Source organism: Paenibacillus oryzisoli, from assembly GCF_001653565.1.
GTDB lineage: Bacteria > Bacillota > Bacilli > Paenibacillales > NBRC-103111 > Paenibacillus_E > Paenibacillus_E oryzisoli.
In genome coordinates this window covers 1-17,900 of the sequence record NZ_LYPB01000083.1, presented here as the reverse complement: position 1 = coordinate 17,900, position 17,900 = coordinate 1, and the positions used below count along the sequence as shown (strand labels likewise).

The 17,900-nt window shown below is 46.0% G+C and carries 19 protein-coding genes; 13 read left to right on the top strand and 6 right to left on the bottom strand.

Annotation, left to right across the window (positions count from 1 at the left end; genetic code table 11):
• Positions 1-22 precede the first annotated feature (22 nt).
• The 4 genes from urtD to urtA form a co-directional block, all read right to left on the bottom strand.
• The gene (gene urtD, locus A8708_RS25220) at positions 23-814 is read right to left on the bottom strand and encodes an urea ABC transporter ATP-binding protein UrtD (protein ID WP_068668359.1); all 792 of its coding nucleotides are present in this window, start codon (positions 812-814) and stop codon (positions 23-25) included.
• Between the two features lie 35 nt (positions 815-849).
• Positions 850-1,938, bottom strand: a complete 1,089-nt coding sequence (urtC, locus tag A8708_RS25215) for an urea ABC transporter permease subunit UrtC (RefSeq protein ID WP_068668142.1) — start codon at positions 1,936-1,938, stop codon at positions 850-852.
• A 22-nt stretch (positions 1,939-1,960) separates the two neighbouring features.
• Positions 1,961-2,866, bottom strand: coding sequence for an urea ABC transporter permease subunit UrtB (gene urtB, locus A8708_RS25210; protein ID WP_068668140.1), 906 nt, complete (start codon positions 2,864-2,866; stop codon positions 1,961-1,963).
• 97 nt (positions 2,867-2,963) lie between these two features.
• Entirely contained in the window at positions 2,964-4,214 is a 1,251-nt protein-coding gene (gene urtA, locus A8708_RS25205; protein WP_068668139.1) for an urea ABC transporter substrate-binding protein, read from the bottom strand.
• Between the two features lie 284 nt (positions 4,215-4,498).
• On the opposite strand from urtA, the gene A8708_RS25200 reads away from it, so the two are divergent.
• The 8 genes from A8708_RS25200 to A8708_RS25165 all read left to right on the top strand — a co-directional run bounded on the left by A8708_RS25200 (position 4,499) and on the right by A8708_RS25165 (position 11,266).
• Positions 4,499-4,801, top strand: a complete 303-nt coding sequence (locus A8708_RS25200) for an urease subunit gamma (protein WP_068668137.1) — start codon at positions 4,499-4,501, stop codon at positions 4,799-4,801.
• Positions 4,802-4,824: 23 nt separating this feature from the next.
• Positions 4,825-5,208: an urease subunit beta gene (locus A8708_RS25195; RefSeq protein ID WP_068668136.1), complete on the top strand. Its 384-nt coding sequence runs from the start codon at positions 4,825-4,827 to the stop codon at positions 5,206-5,208.
• Complete coding sequence (gene ureC / locus A8708_RS25190; protein WP_068668134.1) at positions 5,189-6,904, top strand: urease subunit alpha; 1,716 nt, start codon at positions 5,189-5,191, stop codon at positions 6,902-6,904. The genes A8708_RS25195 and ureC overlap by 20 nt, the downstream gene beginning before the upstream one ends.
• 26 nt (positions 6,905-6,930) lie before the next feature.
• Positions 6,931-7,644 (top strand): urease accessory protein UreF, encoded by a 714-nt coding sequence (locus A8708_RS25185; RefSeq protein ID WP_420848608.1) that lies wholly within the window; start codon positions 6,931-6,933, stop codon positions 7,642-7,644.
• A 32-nt stretch (positions 7,645-7,676) separates the two neighbouring features.
• Positions 7,677-8,339, top strand: a complete 663-nt coding sequence (gene ureG, locus A8708_RS25180; RefSeq protein ID WP_068668130.1) for an urease accessory protein UreG — start codon at positions 7,677-7,679, stop codon at positions 8,337-8,339.
• A complete protein-coding gene (locus tag A8708_RS25175) occupies positions 8,332-9,186 on the top strand; it encodes an urease accessory protein UreD (protein ID WP_068668128.1) in 855 nt (284 codons plus the stop codon). Before ureG ends, A8708_RS25175 begins: the two co-directional genes overlap by 8 nt.
• Before the next feature lie 452 nt (positions 9,187-9,638).
• Positions 9,639-10,616: a heme o synthase gene (gene cyoE, locus A8708_RS25170; RefSeq protein ID WP_068668126.1), complete on the top strand. Its 978-nt coding sequence runs from the start codon at positions 9,639-9,641 to the stop codon at positions 10,614-10,616.
• A 17-nt stretch (positions 10,617-10,633) separates the two neighbouring features.
• Complete coding sequence (locus tag A8708_RS25165; RefSeq protein ID WP_068668124.1) at positions 10,634-11,266, top strand: SCO family protein; 633 nt, start codon at positions 10,634-10,636, stop codon at positions 11,264-11,266.
• Between the two features lie 7 nt (positions 11,267-11,273).
• On the opposite strand, the gene A8708_RS25160 is transcribed toward A8708_RS25165, so the two are convergent.
• Both A8708_RS25160 and A8708_RS25155 read right to left on the bottom strand, forming a co-directional pair.
• Positions 11,274-11,627 carry a toprim domain-containing protein gene (locus A8708_RS25160; RefSeq protein ID WP_068668122.1) on the bottom strand — a complete coding sequence of 118 codons (354 nt, stop codon included), beginning with the start codon at positions 11,625-11,627 and terminating at the stop codon, positions 11,274-11,276.
• Between the two features lie 158 nt (positions 11,628-11,785).
• Complete coding sequence (locus A8708_RS25155; protein ID WP_068668120.1) at positions 11,786-12,967, bottom strand: MFS transporter; 1,182 nt, start codon at positions 12,965-12,967, stop codon at positions 11,786-11,788.
• A 111-nt stretch (positions 12,968-13,078) separates the two neighbouring features.
• Between A8708_RS25155 and A8708_RS35630 the strand changes: the two genes are divergently transcribed.
• Genes A8708_RS35630 through A8708_RS25135 form a run of 5 tightly spaced genes read left to right on the top strand, consistent with a single transcriptional unit; the run spans position 13,079 to position 17,741 of the window.
• Positions 13,079-13,234, top strand: a complete 156-nt coding sequence (locus tag A8708_RS35630) for a hypothetical protein (protein WP_157265029.1) — start codon at positions 13,079-13,081, stop codon at positions 13,232-13,234.
• Positions 13,235-13,289: 55 nt separating this feature from the next.
• Positions 13,290-13,718 (top strand): hypothetical protein, encoded by a 429-nt coding sequence (locus A8708_RS25150; protein WP_068668118.1) that lies wholly within the window; start codon positions 13,290-13,292, stop codon positions 13,716-13,718.
• Positions 13,719-13,758: 40 nt separating this feature from the next.
• Complete coding sequence (locus A8708_RS25145) at positions 13,759-14,907, top strand: transglutaminase domain-containing protein (protein WP_068668117.1); 1,149 nt, start codon at positions 13,759-13,761, stop codon at positions 14,905-14,907.
• A gap of 10 nt (positions 14,908-14,917) precedes the next feature.
• Positions 14,918-15,643 (top strand): HAD-IA family hydrolase, encoded by a 726-nt coding sequence (locus A8708_RS25140; protein WP_068668115.1) that lies wholly within the window; start codon positions 14,918-14,920, stop codon positions 15,641-15,643.
• Positions 15,644-15,683: 40 nt separating this feature from the next.
• On the top strand, positions 15,684-17,741 hold the full coding sequence (locus A8708_RS25135) for a peptidoglycan D,D-transpeptidase FtsI family protein (RefSeq protein WP_068668113.1): 2,058 nt from the start codon (positions 15,684-15,686) through the stop codon (positions 17,739-17,741).
• The last annotated feature ends 159 nt before the right edge of the window (positions 17,742-17,900 follow it).

The following is a 17,900-nucleotide window of genomic DNA, read 5'->3' as shown; positions in this document are numbered from 1 at the left end:
GCCAGATTCTATGCCTTGTAATTTAAGCACCGCGTTCAACTCTCCTTCCGAGATAGACTTCCGCTACTTTGTCGTCGTTCTGGATGTCTTGCATGGTTCCCTCGCGCAGGACGGTTCCTTCATGGAGAACCGTTACCATTCTTGCGAATTGGCGAACGAAGGCCATATCGTGCTCGACGACGATAATGGTTTGATTGGCTGCTATTTCATGCAGCAGTTCGCCCGTCTTCTCTGTTTCCCTATCCGTCATGCCAGCAGCAGGTTCGTCGAGCAGCAAGAGATCAGGCTCTTGCATCAGCAGCATGCCGATCTCAAGCCATTGCTTCTCTCCATGAGAGAGGGAGCCTGCACGTTCTTTGACTTTGCTTGTCAGACCAATCATGTCGAGCCTGACTTGAAGTCGTTCTCTTTGTTCATTTGTAGTTTTGGCCCATAGCGCGCTGAGGAGGCCGCGCTGTTGTTTCATGGACAGCGCCAAATTCTCAAACACCGTTAACGTGGAGAAAACAGTCGGCGCTTGGAATTTGCGGCCAATCCCAAGCTGGGCAATTTGGTGCTCCTGGTGTTTGGTGAGATCAATCGAATCCTTGAATATGACGTGTCCTTGGGATGGCTTTACTTTGCCGCAAATGACATCAAGCAGCGTTGTTTTACCAGCGCCATTAGGACCGATAAGGAAGCGGAGTTCACCTTGTTGTAGCGAGAAGTCTAGGTTACGCAAGGCTTTGAAACCGTCGAAGTTCACCTCAAGTCCTTTGACGCTCAGGATGGTCTCGTCAGTTGTCGGTTGTTGTTTCGCTAATTGTCCTAGCATTGAAATGTTCCCCTTTCCGGTTTGCATAAGTGCGGTCATGTTTCTATAACTTCTTGCGTGGTAGAGATGGGTTTCGGATGCTGAGTTCTGTTTCTTTTCCAATTGGAGAAATAAGGGGTCAGTGTGCCGACGATTCCCTTCGGAAGCAGCAGTACGACGATGATAAACATGGCGCCCATCATGATGGGCCACCAAGCCGGATAGGCTTCGCTGAAGGTTGTTTTAGCTGCATTCGTAACTAATGCCCCTAGAACAGCGCCGCCAATTGTTGAACGACCACCGATGGCTACCCATAGCACCATTTCAATCGAGGGTACGATACCCATTTGTGCAGGGGAGATGATCCCCTCTTGAAGTACGAAGAGTACGCCGGCAAGTCCAGCCAACCCCGCGGATAGGCAGTAGATGAACACCTTATACGTAACGGGATTATAACCGATGAAGCGAACCCGATTCTCACCATCGCGGATAGCAGTCAGAATGTTGCCGAGGCGGCTGCTAACGAGCATGGTGCTTAGGATTAATACAACGAGTACAACAGCTAAGGTGAGGTAGAAGAACAACAGTTTGGTTGATTGTAATTGCAGATTCAGACCGAGAAAGGACGTGAAGTTCGTCAATCCATTCGTTCCGCCTGTATACCCTTGCTGCCCAACGAAGAGTGTCACAGTAATGATGACTAAGGCTTGGGACAAAATGGAGAAGAATGCACCCTTGATCCGATTGCGGAACGTGAAATAGCCAAGGATGAAGGCGACGATCATCGGTACAATGAGCGCTAATAGGAATGCGGCTGCTGGACTGTGGAACGGCATCCAGAACCATGGCAAGCTTTTGACCCCACTCCAGGACATGAAATCAGGCAATTGATTAGGCGTGGAAGCCAGCTTCAAGTGCATGGCCATACAATATGCTCCGAGCCCGAAATAAACACCATGGCCCAAGCTTAGAATACCGGTATATCCCCATATTAAATCTATTCCGATCGCGATAATGGCATAAGCCAGGAATTTGCCGAGTAAGGATAAACGAAAGTCAGACAAGAATAGGGGGGCAAGCGCAATAAGAAGTAGACAGATCCCATAGATCGTTAATTTGAGCTTAGATTGTTTGGCCAAAAGCATAGATGGAAGTCACATCCTTTCTTCAATCTAAGGATCTCGAACGCATCGTTACAAGTCCCATTGGTTTCCATTGTAGGAAGGCGATAATGAGTGTAAACACAAGCACCTTACCGAGCGTAGCACTGGTTGTATACTCCAATGCCGTATTGAAAACACCGATGCCAAGTGCCCCAGCTACGGTACCGATTAGCTTGCCGATCCCGCCAAGTACGACGACCATGAAGGCATCTACAATATAGTAGGTCCCAATGGTGGGACCGATGGGTCCAAGTAAAGAGAGCGCACAACCAGCGATACCTGCCATAGCGGAACCGAAAGCAAAAGATTGCGCATCGACTCTACGCGTGGATATTCCTAAGCATGAAGCCATTTGGCGATTCTGCATAACGGCTCTCATACGTCTTCCACCAGCAGAGTGGTAGAGATATAGATAGATGATCAAGATGCATAAGGCTACAAGTCCAATGATGAACAGTCTCTTATATGGAAGGATCAGGTCTGCCGTTACATGCCAGCCGCCTTCTAACCATTGCGGTGCTTTCACAGCGACATTCGGAGCGCCGAAGATGGATCGCGCAATTTGTTGCAAGGCAAGGGAGACACCCCAGGTAGCTAATAAACTGTCCAACGGTCTGCCGTACATGAAGCGGATGAGCACAACTTCGAGCAGCCACCCTATGGCAAAAGCGACAACAAAGGCTACGCCGAGTGATACGACGAAATACCAGCCGAAAGCAGAGGCAGGCAAATAGGATTGGAATCCTTTCTGCACGAGGTAGGCCATATAAGCACCAATCATAATAAATTCGCCATGCGCCATATTCATAACGTTCATGAGACCAAAGGTGATGGCGAGACCGATAGCAATCAGAAGCAGAATGGAGCTTAAGCTGAGTCCGTTAAATATTTGAAGCAGCAGCAAACTCATGAAGACCTCTCCTTTCAGAACCCGGAGTAAAATAATGAAATCCAGGACTGCGGTGAGGCAGTCCTGGTTTCTGAGTACCAACTTGCAGCGGTATGAATTATTTCGTTACTTCTGCGCCCCAAGGGTATGTTTTGAGGAATGGATCGGGTTTGAGTGCTTTACCTGAATTCCAAATTTCTTTGATTTGACCATCTGCTGCAATTTGGCCGATACGTGCTGTTTTGTAAATATGTTGATTCTCACCATCAATCGTGACCTTACCTTCAGGTGAATTCCACTCGATGCCTTTGGCTGCTGCTTTTACTTTCTCTACGTCAAAGGAACCAGCTTTCTTCACAGCTTCAGCCCACAGATACACAGCTGTGTACCCAGCTTCAATCGGATCATCCGTTACACGGTCCTTGCCGTATTTGGCTTTGTAAGCCTCAACGAACTTTTTGTTTTCAGGTGTATCTGTTGTTTGATAGTAATTCCAAGCAGTGTAGTGACCATCAAGAACAGAAGCACCGATACCGCGAACTTCTTCTTCGGCAATACTCACGGACATGGTTGTTAGATCTTTGGATGTAATGCCTGCATCTTTCAGTTGCTTGAAGAAGGCGACGTTACTATCACCGTTCAATGTGTTGAAGACAACGTCTGGCTTTTCCTTTTTGATCTTACTGATGATTGTATTGTAGTCAGTGTGTCCAAGCGGTGTGTATTCTTCCGCAAGCAAAGTTCCCCCATCTGCTTTCAACTGTTCTTTAATGATCTTGTTGGCTGTTCTAGGGAAGACATAATCAGAACCAAGGAGGAAGAATTTCTTGCCTTTGTTTTGCAGGAGCCATGTGACTGCGGGGATGATTTGTTGATTCGTTGTTGCGCCGATGTAGAAAATGTTTGGTGATGATTCTACGCCTTCATACTGAACCGGATACCACAATAATCCTTTGTTTTGCTCGACGACCGGTAGGACGGCTTTACGGCTAGCCGATGTCCAACAACCGAAAATCGTTACTACGCTGTCTTTTTGCAGGAGCTTCTTTGTCTTCTCTGCAAAAGTTGGCCAATCCGATGCCCCGTCTTCGATCACGGGTTTAATCTTTTTGCCTAATAGTCCCCCAGCTGCATTAATTTCGTCAATCGCCATGAGCTCAGCATCTCGTACGGATACCTCGCTGATGGACATTGTACCTGTTAGTGAGTGAAGTATACCCACGGGTACGGTGTCGCCTGATGTTGCCCCAGCTACAGGTGCAGTCGTTGTTGAGGTGGTAGTTTCTGTCTTCGCACAGCCGGCCGCTACTAACATCAAAGCCATACTTAGTGCAACTGTAAGCTTACCCTTGTTTCTTATCTCTCTCATTCACGTCCCACTCCCTTGCCTTACAAGATTTGGATTACACGGCTTATGATAAATGGCGATACAAGTTAATGTCAATATATGTGACACTAAAATAGATTTTTTTGGTAAAAACGCACAAATTCAAACAAAGGCATTGTGAAAATCACATAAAATACGATGGATAAGGTGAAAATTTTAGTTTTACATGTAAGTAAATATGACATTTGTGATTTACAATCATGAAATACACGAATATAATGAGTGTAAAGGATAACCATTATTCGGATTTCGAAGAGGTGAGATTCGTGCATTTAACGGAAAGAGAGAAAGAGAAGTTACTCATCACCGTAGCTGCTGACTTAGCTAGACGAAGGCTCGCCAGAGGATTAAAGCTGAATTATCCAGAAAGTATGGCGCTACTGACTTCCGAAATTATGGAGGGAGCTAGGGATGGCTTGACGGTTGCACAGCTCATGGCGTTGGGTACCACAATATTGAGGGCAGATCAGGTAATGGAGGGTGTACCTCACATGATTCATGAGGTGCAAGTGGAAGCAACGTTTCCTGATGGCACCAAATTAGTTACTGTGCATGAACCAATTACTTAATTAATCATGAGAGGGGCGCTTCCATGGTTCCCGGTGAATATCGAACAGCCAAAGGGTATATAGAAATGAACGCCAACAGACAGACAATAGAAATCATTGTTACGAATACAGGAGATCGACCAGTTCAAGTGGGGTCGCATTTTCATTTCTTTGAAGTTAATCGGGGTTTGGATTTCGCACGAGAGTTAGCCTTTGGGATGCGGCTGGACATTCCAGCGGGAACAGCTGTCCGTTTCGAGCCTGGTGAGCAGAAACCCGTTCAACTTGTTGAATTAGGTGGAGCGAAACTATCTTATGGGCTGAATAATTTGAGTCAAGGTTTGGCGGAGAAAGATAAAATGCCGGAAGAAACGAGAGCAAGATGGCAGGTCTGGGAGGGGATGTTCGATGAGTCGAATAGATCGTAAGAACTATGCACTCATGTTCGGCCCCACGACGGGTGATGCCATCCGATTAGCTGATACGGAGCTCTGGGCGCAAATTGAACATGACTACACCGTATATGGGGATGAATGTAAATTTGGCGGGGGGAAAGTCATCCGTGACGGCATGGGGCAATCCAGCGGAGCGACTCGTGCACAGGGTATACTAGATACCTTAATAACAAATGCTGTCATTATTGACCATTGGGGCATTGTCAAAGGCGATATAGGTATTCGGGATGGTCATATTGTTGCCATTGGCAAAGCAGGTAACCCGGATATTATGGATGGCGTGCATCCGAATATGATCGTAGGTGCAAGCACCGAAGTTATCGCGGGTGAGGGTAAAATCGTAACGGCTGGCGGCATCGACGCGCATATCCATTTTATTTGTCCGCAGCAAATTGAAACCGCGCTTTCCTCTGGTGTGACGACGATGATCGGCGGGGGGACGGGGCCGGCAACGGGGACCAATGCCACAACTTGTACACCAGGTGCATGGCACATGCAGCGGATGTTGGAGGCAGCCGAAGCATTTCCGATGAATCTGGGCTTTACCAGCAAAGGGAACGCTTCCTTCTTGGAACCTCTGACGGAACAAATTGAAGCAGGCGCTATTGGCTTAAAGCTTCATGAAGATTGGGGAACAACACCTGCAGCAATCAACATGTGTTTGGAAGCGGCAGATCGTTATGACGTGCAAGTGGCGATTCATACGGATACTTTAAATGAAGCGGGATTTCTTGAAGATACGCTTGCCGCGATCAAGGGACGTACCATTCATACGTACCATACCGAGGGAGCGGGCGGCGGTCATGCACCGGATATTATTCGAGCGGCCGCTGAGATGAATGTCTTACCCTCCTCGACCAATCCGACTCGTCCGTACACGATTAACACAATCGAAGAACATTTGGATATGTTGATGGTGTGCCATCACTTGGATAGCCGAATTCCAGAGGATGTCGCTTTCGCAGATTCTCGGATTCGTCCTGAGACGATTGCAGCAGAGGATATTTTGCATGACCTAGGGGTGTTCAGTATGCTGAGCTCCGATTCCCAAGCGATGGGGCGAGTTGGCGAGGTCATAATTCGAACGTGGCAAACGGCGGATAAAATGAAAAAACAACGCGGATCGCTAGCCCCCGATACGGAAGAACATGATAATTTCCGAATTAAACGCTATATCGCGAAATATACCATCAATCCAGCCATTACTCACGGTATTTCGCATCTTGTCGGGTCGATTGAGCCAGGCAAGTTTGCAGATTTGGTGGTTTGGAGTCCGATGTTTTTCGGTGTAAAGCCGGATCTCGTTCTCAAAGGTGGCAGCATCGCGTATGCGCAAATGGGTGACCCGAACGCCTCTATTCCAACACCGCAGCCTGTTTTCGGTAGACCGATGTTCGCTGCATTTGGGAAAGCGGTAACGCAAAGTTCGATTACTTTCGTTTCTCAGGCAGCGTATGACAATGGAATCGGTGAACGATTCGGATTGCAGAAGCGGATTGAGCCCGTGAAGGGATGCAGGAGCATTTCGAAGCGAGATATGATTCATAACCATGAAACTCCTTCTATAGAAGTGAATCCGGAAACCTACGAGGTTAAGGTTGATGGGGAAGCCGTGACTTGTGAGCCTGCGACGGAATTGCCAATGGCTCAGTTGTACTTTTTATTTTAGGTAGCGTAGAAGAAAGTCCGATCGAGGTGAGGGCATTGAGGGCAGCAGAACATCCTCCGTTCCATTGGTTAGCCTATCAGCAGCTGTTGGATTCGGCGCTTCCGATTGGTGGGTTTTCACATTCATTTGGATTGGAAACGCTCGTTCAACAAGGGAGATTGACGACAATCTCTGAACTGGAAGCCTATATTCGGTCGATGCTTGCGTGCAGTTGGGCATCCTCGGATGCCATGGTGATCAAAGCGGCTTATCTGCACATTCCTCAAGGGGAGCTGGAGAAGCTGTGGGAACTCGACCATATGCTGCATGTGCAGCGGGTAGGGAGTGAGTCGCGGAGCGGCGTTCAGAAAATGGGGCGCAGACTGCTCCAATTATCGCGTTCGCTGTATCCGGAGCTGAATTGGCAGCCGCTCGATGATGAAGTTAGTGCGGGGAGATGCAGCTCTAATCATCCCGTTGTTCATGGTTGGGTGAGCTACCATCTGGGCGTTCCGTTGAACCAAGCTGCTGAAGGCTATCTATATACCTGTATCATGACGTGTATCAATAGTGCGCTCAGACTGATGTCCATTGGACAGACACAAGGTCAGATGTTGCTTGCGAAGCTCGTTCCACTGACAGGAAGTGAATGGCAACGTGTTTCACAGCTCGATCCTATGGAAGCCTGCACGAATTCTCCGTCGGCTGATCTTGCGATGATGCAGCATGAAACATTATATTCACGGTTATTTATGTCCTAATGACATTTCAATATATCTGAGGAGGAATGACAATGTGTCAAGGTAACGGTCATCATCATCACCATCAATGGGAGAAGCCATCTGTAGATCGGACGCGTCCTATGCGAATTGGGATCGGCGGTCCCGTAGGTTCAGGTAAAACCGCGCTTGTAGAGCGCTTGGCAAGAAAGCTGAACGACCGCTATAGTATCGCTGTGATTACTAACGATATTTATACGAAGGAAGATGCGCGCATTCTAATTAGTTCTGAGGCTCTGCCAGAGGAGAGAATCATCGGAGTAGAGACAGGTGGATGTCCGCATACAGCAATCCGTGAGGATGCTTCAATGAATTTCGAAGCGATTGAGGAGCTAGAGCAGCGATTTGAGAACCTCGATATTATTTTCATTGAAAGTGGCGGCGATAATTTGGCGGCTGCTTTCAGTCCAGAGCTTGTGGATCGCTTCATCTATATCATAGACGTGGCCCAAGGAGAGAAAATTCCTCGCAAAGGCGGTCCTGGCATCATGCGTTCGGATATGTTGATCATTAACAAAATCGATCTTGCTCCTTATGTCGGTGCCTCTCTGGAAGTCATGGATTCCGATACGAAAAAGATGCGCGGTGAACGACCATATATCTTCTCCAACTTAATGGGTGGTACTGGGCTAGATGATATCGTGACTTGGGTGGAGACGGAGTACAGCCATGCCTAAGCTGACTGGGGAGATATCTGCACAATTTGCAGTGCGCAGCGGAATCACACGGCTCGTACACAAATATCATGCCTCCCCGCTCAAAATAGCCAAAACGTTTCGTTACGAGAACGAAACGTTAACAGAAGGGGCCGCCCCCTTGGATCAACTTGGCGTCTATATGATGGATTGCTCACCTGGCCTGATGGCCGGTGATCATTATGAAATTAACGTGCGCCTTGAAGAGGGCGCACGTGTTTTTCTAACAAACCAGTCGTTCACGAAAGTTCATCCTTCGACTGAAGCTCAGGGAAGCACGCAGCATCAGATACTTCGACTTGAAGTCGACGCGCTGCTAGAGTATGTGCCTGAACCTTTAATGCTGTATAAGGACGCAGTTTTATTCGCAGAAACAGAAGCGTATCTATCAAGAGGATCAGCATTGATTTTCTCTGATATCCTCTGCCCTGGCCGCACGCAGCGGGGGGAAATATTTCACTATACGCGGTATATGAACCGGATGAAGGTATGGTATGAAGGTGAGTTGATTTTCTACCAAAACCAGCGAATTGAACCCGCGATCATGAAGCTGACTTCACCAGGTTGCTGGGAAGATGAAACGCATATGGGTAGTCTGTTTATTTTCTCTGACCGGCTTGTGCCACGTCACCTTGAAACCCTGGTCGACAAATTAAGTCAACTGGAAGATGGCCGGGTTCGTATGGGAGCCAGTTTAACGTATAAGCATGGGCTGGTGGTGACTGTCATGGGCAAGCATGCTTGGGAGCTGCAAGATGTTCTGACGAAGGCGTGGCATCAAATCCGGCTGAGCTTATTTGATGTAACGCCATTGCTAGTGAATAAATAGAAAGAGGAGGCAGGTTATGACCTGTCTCCTCTTTCTATTTATTGCGTGCGGCTGGGGTTGGGACCGGGGCATATGTTCAAGCTGAAGCTTATGGGCACTATCCCATTGGCTCAGGATTCTCGAAGCTGCTATTCTGAGCCAATGGGATAATGGCGATAGAAAGCTTTATGGAGGTTACCGGCTCTATCGATAAAAATTGTTTGAATTGACCGAAGAAACCAGGATAATGAGGATTCCTGCAATAAGTTGATTGAGTACGATTTACAATTTTTCCACATATTCCGAAATGGCATCGAATGGTAAGCGCATTTTCCACGCATACTGGAAGGGAGAATCGACAATATGATGACAACTGCCTGTGCTTCATTGTCAAATGCTGTAGGGGTTGGTATGATGGGAATGTTCATTAAGATGTAGAATCGGAAATTTAACATAGAGGAGGTCAATTTAACATGGATAATCAAGTCACCTACGAAACCGTTTCGAAAGGATCATCACAAGATTCCGCCGGAACAGATTCTATAGATGCCAGCTTAAAAAGAAGTTCAGCAGAACCTGTGACCCTGAAAGAGTTTTACACACTGGTGAAACCGGGTATTATTTATTCCAATCTGATGACAGCTTTTGCTGGATATTGGTTAGCTGCGAAGTGGGATGTAGACTGGATTCATCTGATTATGACCATGTTGGGAACAGCATTGGTAATGGCTGGTGGTACCGTATTGAACAATTACTTGGACCGTGAGATGGATGCCAAGATGGAGCGCACGCAGAATAGAGCACTCCCTAGCGGAAGACTTACCGCGAATTTCGTACTTGGCTACGGCATCATATTGGGGACTATTGGTTTAGGTGTTCTATATTTCGGAGCGCAATCACCACTAGCAACGCTGATCGGTTTACTCGGATTGTTTTTATATGTGTGGCTCTATACAGCATGGTTCAAAAGGACTTCCGTGTGGAGTACATTCGTTGGTGCGTTCTCAGGTGCGACACCGCCGGTCATCGGATATTGTGCAGTTAGTGGTACAGTAGATTTAGGAGCAATCTTGATCTTCCTCTTCTTGTTCTTATGGCAGCCACCGCATTTCTGGGCGCTTGGTATTCGCCGCATGGAAGAGTATCGTGCAGCGGGCTTCCCATTACTGCCGGTAGTCAAAGGTACTTTCGTTACTAAAATTAGTATGGTTCGTTATGTCGTTCTATTAGTACCCGTTACGGTGATGTTGACGGCATATGGTTACGTAGGAACAATTTTCTTGATTGTATCTACAATACTTGGATTAACGTGGGTATTCATGAGTGTCAAAGGGTTCAAAGCAACTGGGGAAGCGGAAATTGTATGGGCAAAGCGCATGTTCTTGTTCTCCCTTTTATATTTAACGCTGTTGTCGTTCTTGATGGTCATTGATACGACAGCGAAATTTTAGTTTGGGGGACGAAAACGATGGGGACGTTTTTGGAGAAAAACTGGTTTAAGCTAGCGATTGCTGCGATTTTAATTGCGATGATTGCATCCTTCGCTTATAAATTAGTGTCGAACGGCAGTAAGCCGGATGAAAGATTAACAGCCATGAAGGCGGCGCCTTCGTTTCAACTTCAGGACTTAGATGGCAAAACGGTTACCTCGAAAGATATGGAAGGTAAAGTGAGACTCGTCTATTTCTTCTATTCCTTCTGTCCGGATGTATGCTTGCCAACAAGTTTCTTACTTTCGCAGATACAGGATGAATTGAAGAAAAAGGATTTACTGGGATCCAAAGCGGAAATTCTATCGATAACTGTGGACCCAGTAAGGGATACGGCTGAAGTGTTAAAGGCCTTCGGAAATCGCTTCGAATCGAAGCCGGTTCCAGGCGGATGGACATTCCTCCGAGGTGAGGAAGCGAAGGTACATAAGCTTGCTGAGGACTTCGGTATCATGGTGATCAAAGAGAAGGACGGCAATTTCTCACATTCCAATGCGATCTTGTTAGTGGATCCGAAAGGGCAACTAAGAAATTACTATGATGCAAGCAATCCAGAGTTGGATGCCGCACATATCGTCAAGGATGTTGTTACCCTATCCAAAGGGAAGTAATATCAGATTATTCATAAGCAGGGTTGGGCGCAGGGTAGACAATATATGCGTCCAGTCCTGCTTTTTCTAATTGCCCGATGAGATATTCTTCAGGCGTTCCTTCTACACCTGCATAACCCTTACGAGTATAGATGTGTTCGGCGTCCGGAAATGTATCGCGGAGCAAATAACGGATCTTTTTGCCGGATGCATCGTTATCGGTGAATATGTATACAGGCAGATCGCCTACTTTTTTGCGCAACGAGTCAAGTGTAAGGGAACTTGGCGTGCCGAAGGTACAATGAATGATGACGGTATCATCCACGACTCGCTTCAAGCGACTTCTATCATTTTTTCCTTCAACAATTATGGCAATGGACATGGAATCACCCTCACTCCTTTTAGAGTAGTATACCCCGTTTGGAGCAGCGATCCAAGTCATGCGAAGGTGCAATATTTCCTGGGAAATGACAAGGATTTACAGCGTGTGACACATGAAAAAAGGCCTGACAACATCAAGCCTTTGTTAGAGAAGCGAAATTATGAAGTTAACATAGGTGATTTGAACGTACGAAACGGCAATAGTGACAGGGCTAACATGAGAATGAAGAATGCAATGAAATAAGAGGAAATATGATCGCGAAGTTGACCGGCCATCATCGGACCAATAAAGGCACCGACCGAATAAGAAATCGAAAGCAGTGAGAACACACGACCATATCGAGAGCTGCTAGTAATACTGGCAAGTAAAGCGGCAAGCGCGGGATAAATGACACCTTTGGCCATACCGATTAAGAAAAGGGATACGGTTAATGGAATGGGCCACTGGATGGCTAATCCGAAGAATACTGCGGCAAGTCCGATACTCCCGCCGATTGTCCGTAGAAATGGTGATATTTTATTCAAAAACCAGAAAGAAATACTGAGTAGTGCTCCTAAACTGACTAAGGTGAAAAATACACCAGAAGTAAGAATGGATTCCCGTGCCGATTTCATTAAGGGCAGTTCGAAGAACAGAATCCCCTGGGAGCAAGAGAGGGCCATGGGAATGAGGAAGAAGAGCCAAGGAATAGAAACACCCTCATCATCACCCTCTTTAATTTCCGGAGGGGCATGGTGACCGTGCGAGTCTAAGACGGTTTTAGAGCTCAACTTGTCCGCTTTGTGAGAGAGCATTTCTTTCTCTTTGACACCGAAAATGGCAAGAATACCTGTGATAATCAGGATCCAGCCTAACACGGAGAAAGCAGTTGTAAAGCCTATTTTGGCCACTAAGACAGCGCCTGCCGCAGGTGAAACCACAGATGCCAGGGTATGAACGAGACCGTTGCCTGCCATGAGCTTGCTTTGATGAATACGATCACGAGCAATGCGAGCTAATAAAGTTAAACAAGCAGGGGATAGGAAAGCTAGTACAAATCCACTGATGGAACGAATGTAGAGTAGATGCCACGGATCTCTCACGTTGGATTGAAATAGTAAGATGATCCCTGCTACAATTAAACTAAAGACAATGAACAGTTTACTGCCGTATTTGTCTACACCATAGCCTGCAATGAGATTGCCTGGAAGATGAGTGAGCGAATATACGCCCATGATGAGCCCGATAAATGAAGGAGCTGCTCCCAGCGATAAGGCGAATGGGGACAAAATTGGGTATTGCGCGTGTAGGTCAAAAAATGCAACAAACATAAATAAGTACAACCATATGGCTGTTCTCACAGTTTTCCCACCTCGATCCTTTAGTTTCATCTCTTCTTAAGTTTTACGCCGCTCGTCCTAAGGATATGACCGTTCGGGACAAATGACACAAATTCGAAACAGGGAGGACCCATGGATCCTATCGTTTTTATACTTTTGGCAGCTGTTGGCATTTTTCTTGTTTTCCGATTAAGACAATCGTATCGCAGGACTGGAAAAAGCATAGATAAGACCAAAGAAATTGAGGAGAAACTAGCACAGTTAAGGAAAAAAAGAGATGAAGATTAAGGAGTCCATGTAGTATGATAGGAAGGGACTTTTGGATTATGAGGAGGGGTTATAGATGGATCAGTGGATTTCGTTTGCTCAGGATCGTTGGTATTTAATTGTAGGAGCTATCATCGTTTTATTTATTGTGATTGGAATTGTAAAAACGGTGGTGAAATGGCTCGTAGTCCTTGTTATCGTTGGGGCACTTATCGTTTATGGAGCGAGTTATAAGGATAAAATAAAAGATATTGGGACAACTGTTATTTCGCAAGTCAGTGATGACATCAAAGATAAGGCCGTTAGTGCCTTGACTTCCGAAGCCAAAGAAGCGAAATTCAAGGCTAACCCGGACGGTTCCTTTTTGATTACGACGAAAAGCTTGCAAGTGGAAGGAAAAGCAGGTTCCGAAGAGGTTCAAGTTACTTTTCTAGGAAAAACATTCAAGATGAATGCCAATGCTGCCGTGAAAGCATTCATCGAGCAAGCCAAGACAAATGCCTAGTCATTAGCTGGGCTAGCCTATCAAAGGAAGGTGAGTACACATGACGGATAACGCGTGGTTTCAAACAACCTCAATCAATTTTATATCCATCTTGATCGTTCTCACGATTGCAACGTCTGTATTGCAAGGATTTTTCCGTGGCGGCTCTGGTTCAGCCAGGCATTTCGTGGCTATGTTGGTGGAAGCGGTACTTGCCATCCTTTCCATGGTTATAGCATGGAAAGGTGTGCAATTGATTTCACCTTGGATTCAAATATGGTTGAAAGATCAGAACGTGCAGATTCCGACGGTAGACATAAGTGCGTTAAAACAAGCTTATTATACCGTCATTACTAGCTTGCGTGATTTTCCGTTACTCCGATTTGGTGTTTTATTTATTTTTGGCTATGTGATTATCAAACAAATGTTGAATCACTTGGTTGATTTAGTGTTAGGGCGTTGGTTAGCTGAACGGTTTGCCATGCCCAAACGGAGTCATTCCGTCTTGAGCTCGGTTTCAGGCGGGGCTATTGGATCTGTTGCTGGATTTGCTAGAGCGCTTATGCTGATCGCGATTTTATTTATATATGTCTCCTTGTTCCCTCACTCGATGCTAACCCCTTATATTGAATCCTCGCATATGTATCAAAAAGGAGCTCAAGAAGTGATTTCACCCTTCACAGGTGATTTCATAGCGGAGAAGGCACCTGTATTCACGCGTGCTGTTGAACAAGAATTCACCAATATTTTGCAACGGAAATATGAAGTCCTTGATGCAAAAATCCCAGGTAACATTTCAGATGCAGCCAAAGAAATTACGGCGAATGCTACCACAGACGAAGAGAGAGCTAAATTGCTATACAGTTGGGTCGGAACCCGAGTCCAATATGATTGGAATAAAGTGAAGCTATATGAAGAGCAGCGTATTTGGAAGGAACAAACACCAGAGGATACGTTTAATACCAAAGAAGGCGTTTGTATTGACTATTCAAGGTTATACGCGCAAATGGCTAGATCCATTGGACTTGATGTGAAGGTTGTCACAGGTCTAGGCTACGATGGACAGGGTGGGTATGGCCCGCATGCTTGGAATGAAGTATATCTGAAAGAAACAGATAAGTGGGTACCTCTGGATTCAACTTGGGTGGCAAGTGGAGCCAATTGGTTCAATCCGCCGAATTTTGATCAAACACATGTGAGGGACGTTTAAAGGAGAAAATATGCCAAGAGAGTTACATGCGTATAAGATGATTTATTTAGATGCAGGAGATACGTTAGTTACGATTCCAGCAGCTCAAACGATATTGAAACAATACTTGCAACTGCGCGCAGTTGATCGGGATGAAGATCATATTAATGAACTTTTTACAGAAGCATTTCGTCTATTTTATTATGTTGAAAAAAAAGATAACTTCGTGGTGTGCAGCCCTGAGTCAGATCGTGAATTCTGGGTTAACCTATACCACTATGTTCTGCATAAGCTAGGCGTTCATGAAGATTGGACCGAGGAAGAAATCTTTAATTGCTGTCATGAGTTATATGAAATTTTCACAGCACCGGAGTATTATGATTTATTTGATGACGTAAAGCCATTTCTGGAAGAGCTGAAGACACGAGGCTTCCGCATTGGCATTATTTCTAATTTTGCGCCTACATTGAAAGCCATTCTCGCTGACAAAGGGGTATTGCATTATTTTGACCCCGTACTTGTATCCACTGAAGTTGGTTTAGAGAAGCCTGATCCCGCTATTTTTCAGCTTGCTTTACAGATGGCGGATGTTGATGCAAGTGATGTACTGTATATCGGGGATCATGAGACGAATGATATTTGGGCCCCTAATCAAGTTGGCATTGATGCCATTCGTATTATTCGATACCCGTATCACACGGGAGAAGGCATACGCTCCTTGCTTGAATTGTTTCAAGCGCCTGTTGGTGGCCGGTGAAGTACGACCTAAGTGAGAGTAAGAAAGGATATGAATCCGCATGAAGTCATCCATTATGGATGATCCGAAGAAAAAAGAAATTACTAAAAAACGGCACTTTTCGTTTCGGATCAATATATTTTTCTTCGTCACCTTCTTATTGTTTTCAGTGCTAATCGTGCGGTTAGCGATTCTTCAATTCGTTCAAGCCAAGGATCTGAAGGCCGCAGAGAATACCAATACGAATACAACGAACAAGATCGCCCCGATTCGCGGCAATATTTATGATTCTACAAGATCCCCTCTAGCGTATACCATTCCTGTACAGTCCTTATTTTTCCGTATTGAACCAGGACAGGATAAAGATACGAATATTGATTTGGCTAAACGCATTAAGAGCGAAATATTTGACAAGTTTGCGAAACCGAATACTGTCAGTCCTACAACGGAAGAGATTGTCCTTGCAATGGACTTGGGCTATGACATTAATAAAAAACCAGTGAAAGACCCGAGCTATTATTCCGTACCACGCCGTATTAAAGCGGATTTATCTAATGCAGAAATAGCGTATTTACTGGAACACCGGGATGAATTCAAAGGGCTGGAAGTAACGGAAGAAAGCATCCGCACCTATGAGGTGGAAGACGACAAGACGACAATTGCTACGCAATTAGTTGGGTATACGAATGCATTTTCAACCGAGACAGCGAAAAAAATCTATAAGGATAATCCGAATAGTGAAGAATATTTAAGTAATGAGAATGTCGGCTTCGATGGGATCGAACGGATGTATCAGGATGAGCTGCGCGGCAAGAATGGCAGTAAGAAGTATCCCGTGAATGCCGCGATGAAAATCATTGGAAGAGCCGAAGTTACAGCTCCAATTAAGGGGAATAACCTGTATCTGTCGATAAATAAGGACGTTCAGAAGGCGACGGAGAAAATGCTGCATGATCATATTCAATATCTCCGTTCACCGTCTAATGCGAATGATGCGTACTTGAAATATGGGGTGAAGGCCTCCTCAGGCTTCGCGGTAGCGATGGAAGTGGACACTGGACGTGTCATCACGATGGCAAATTACCCGGATTACGATGCGAACGCATGGACCGGTGGGATGGCAACAGCTACTTATAAGGAAATCGAGTCTTACATACAGAATGGCACGATTACGACAGCCAAAGCCAAATACCCCGATGCCAAAGAGAATGCAAAGCATCCATCTTCCATTGTTTTCATGGGATCAACGATTAAGCCGTTATCCGTATTAATAGGTTTGAAAGAGAAGTTGTTTACAGCAGGGCAGACTTATTATGATTCAGGTACGTTCACCTTTGGTAGGGATGGGAAGAGCGCCATTTCGAACTCTGACAAACACGCTTATGGCAGCTTAAACGCATCATCTGCGATTGAGAATTCTTCCAATACGTATATGTCCGCGATGGTAGGGATTCCATTCTGGAACAAATACGGCAGGGAAAATCCCAATGTGACAGCCAAGTGGGCAGAATATCTAGCTAAGTTCGGTATGGGTGTGAAAACGGGAAGCGGACTGCCCGGCGAAATCGTGGGGTCCAATGACTTTATCAGCAATGCGAAGACGGACAGTTATCAGTCGGCGATGGTTTATGCATCCTGGGGACAGAATGAGAAAACGACTACTTTGCAACTTGCGCAATATACGGCAACGCTTGCTAGCCGCGGGAAACGGATGAAACCCCTCTTTGTCGAAGAAATACGGGATTATCAAGGCAATCTCGTGAAAACCGTTGAGCCTGAGGTTCTAGAAGATTCATCCAAAGAGTTCTCACAAGCAGACTGGAATACGATCATTCACGGAATGAAAAGTGGTGCACAAGGCATTGACGAATTACCTTTCAATGTCGCCCGTAAAACAGGAACATCCACGCAGGATGTAGCTGGCGGAAGAGTTGAGAATGCCGTACTGATTGCCTTTGCACCAGTGGAAAATCCCAAGCTGGCCGTAGCGGTCGTTGTACCGGAAGGCGGTTTCGGACGCTACGGGGCCTCCCCGATTGCGGCGAAAATCTTCGAAGCGTATGACGCGGCGTACGATGGTGTTCTGACAAAGCTCGGCGGCGGGAAACGGCCTTGGTAAGGTAGCGGAGAAGATAGTGGAAGAGATAGTGGAAGAGATATGAATGAGAGGGAGCTTGCTGCGGCAAGCTCTTTTGTGTTGTGGCGTGCCCAGAGGCACGCATTATCTAGTTGGTGAAAGTCCAACCAAGGGAGGGGCCAGGCCACCTTTGTAGCTAGG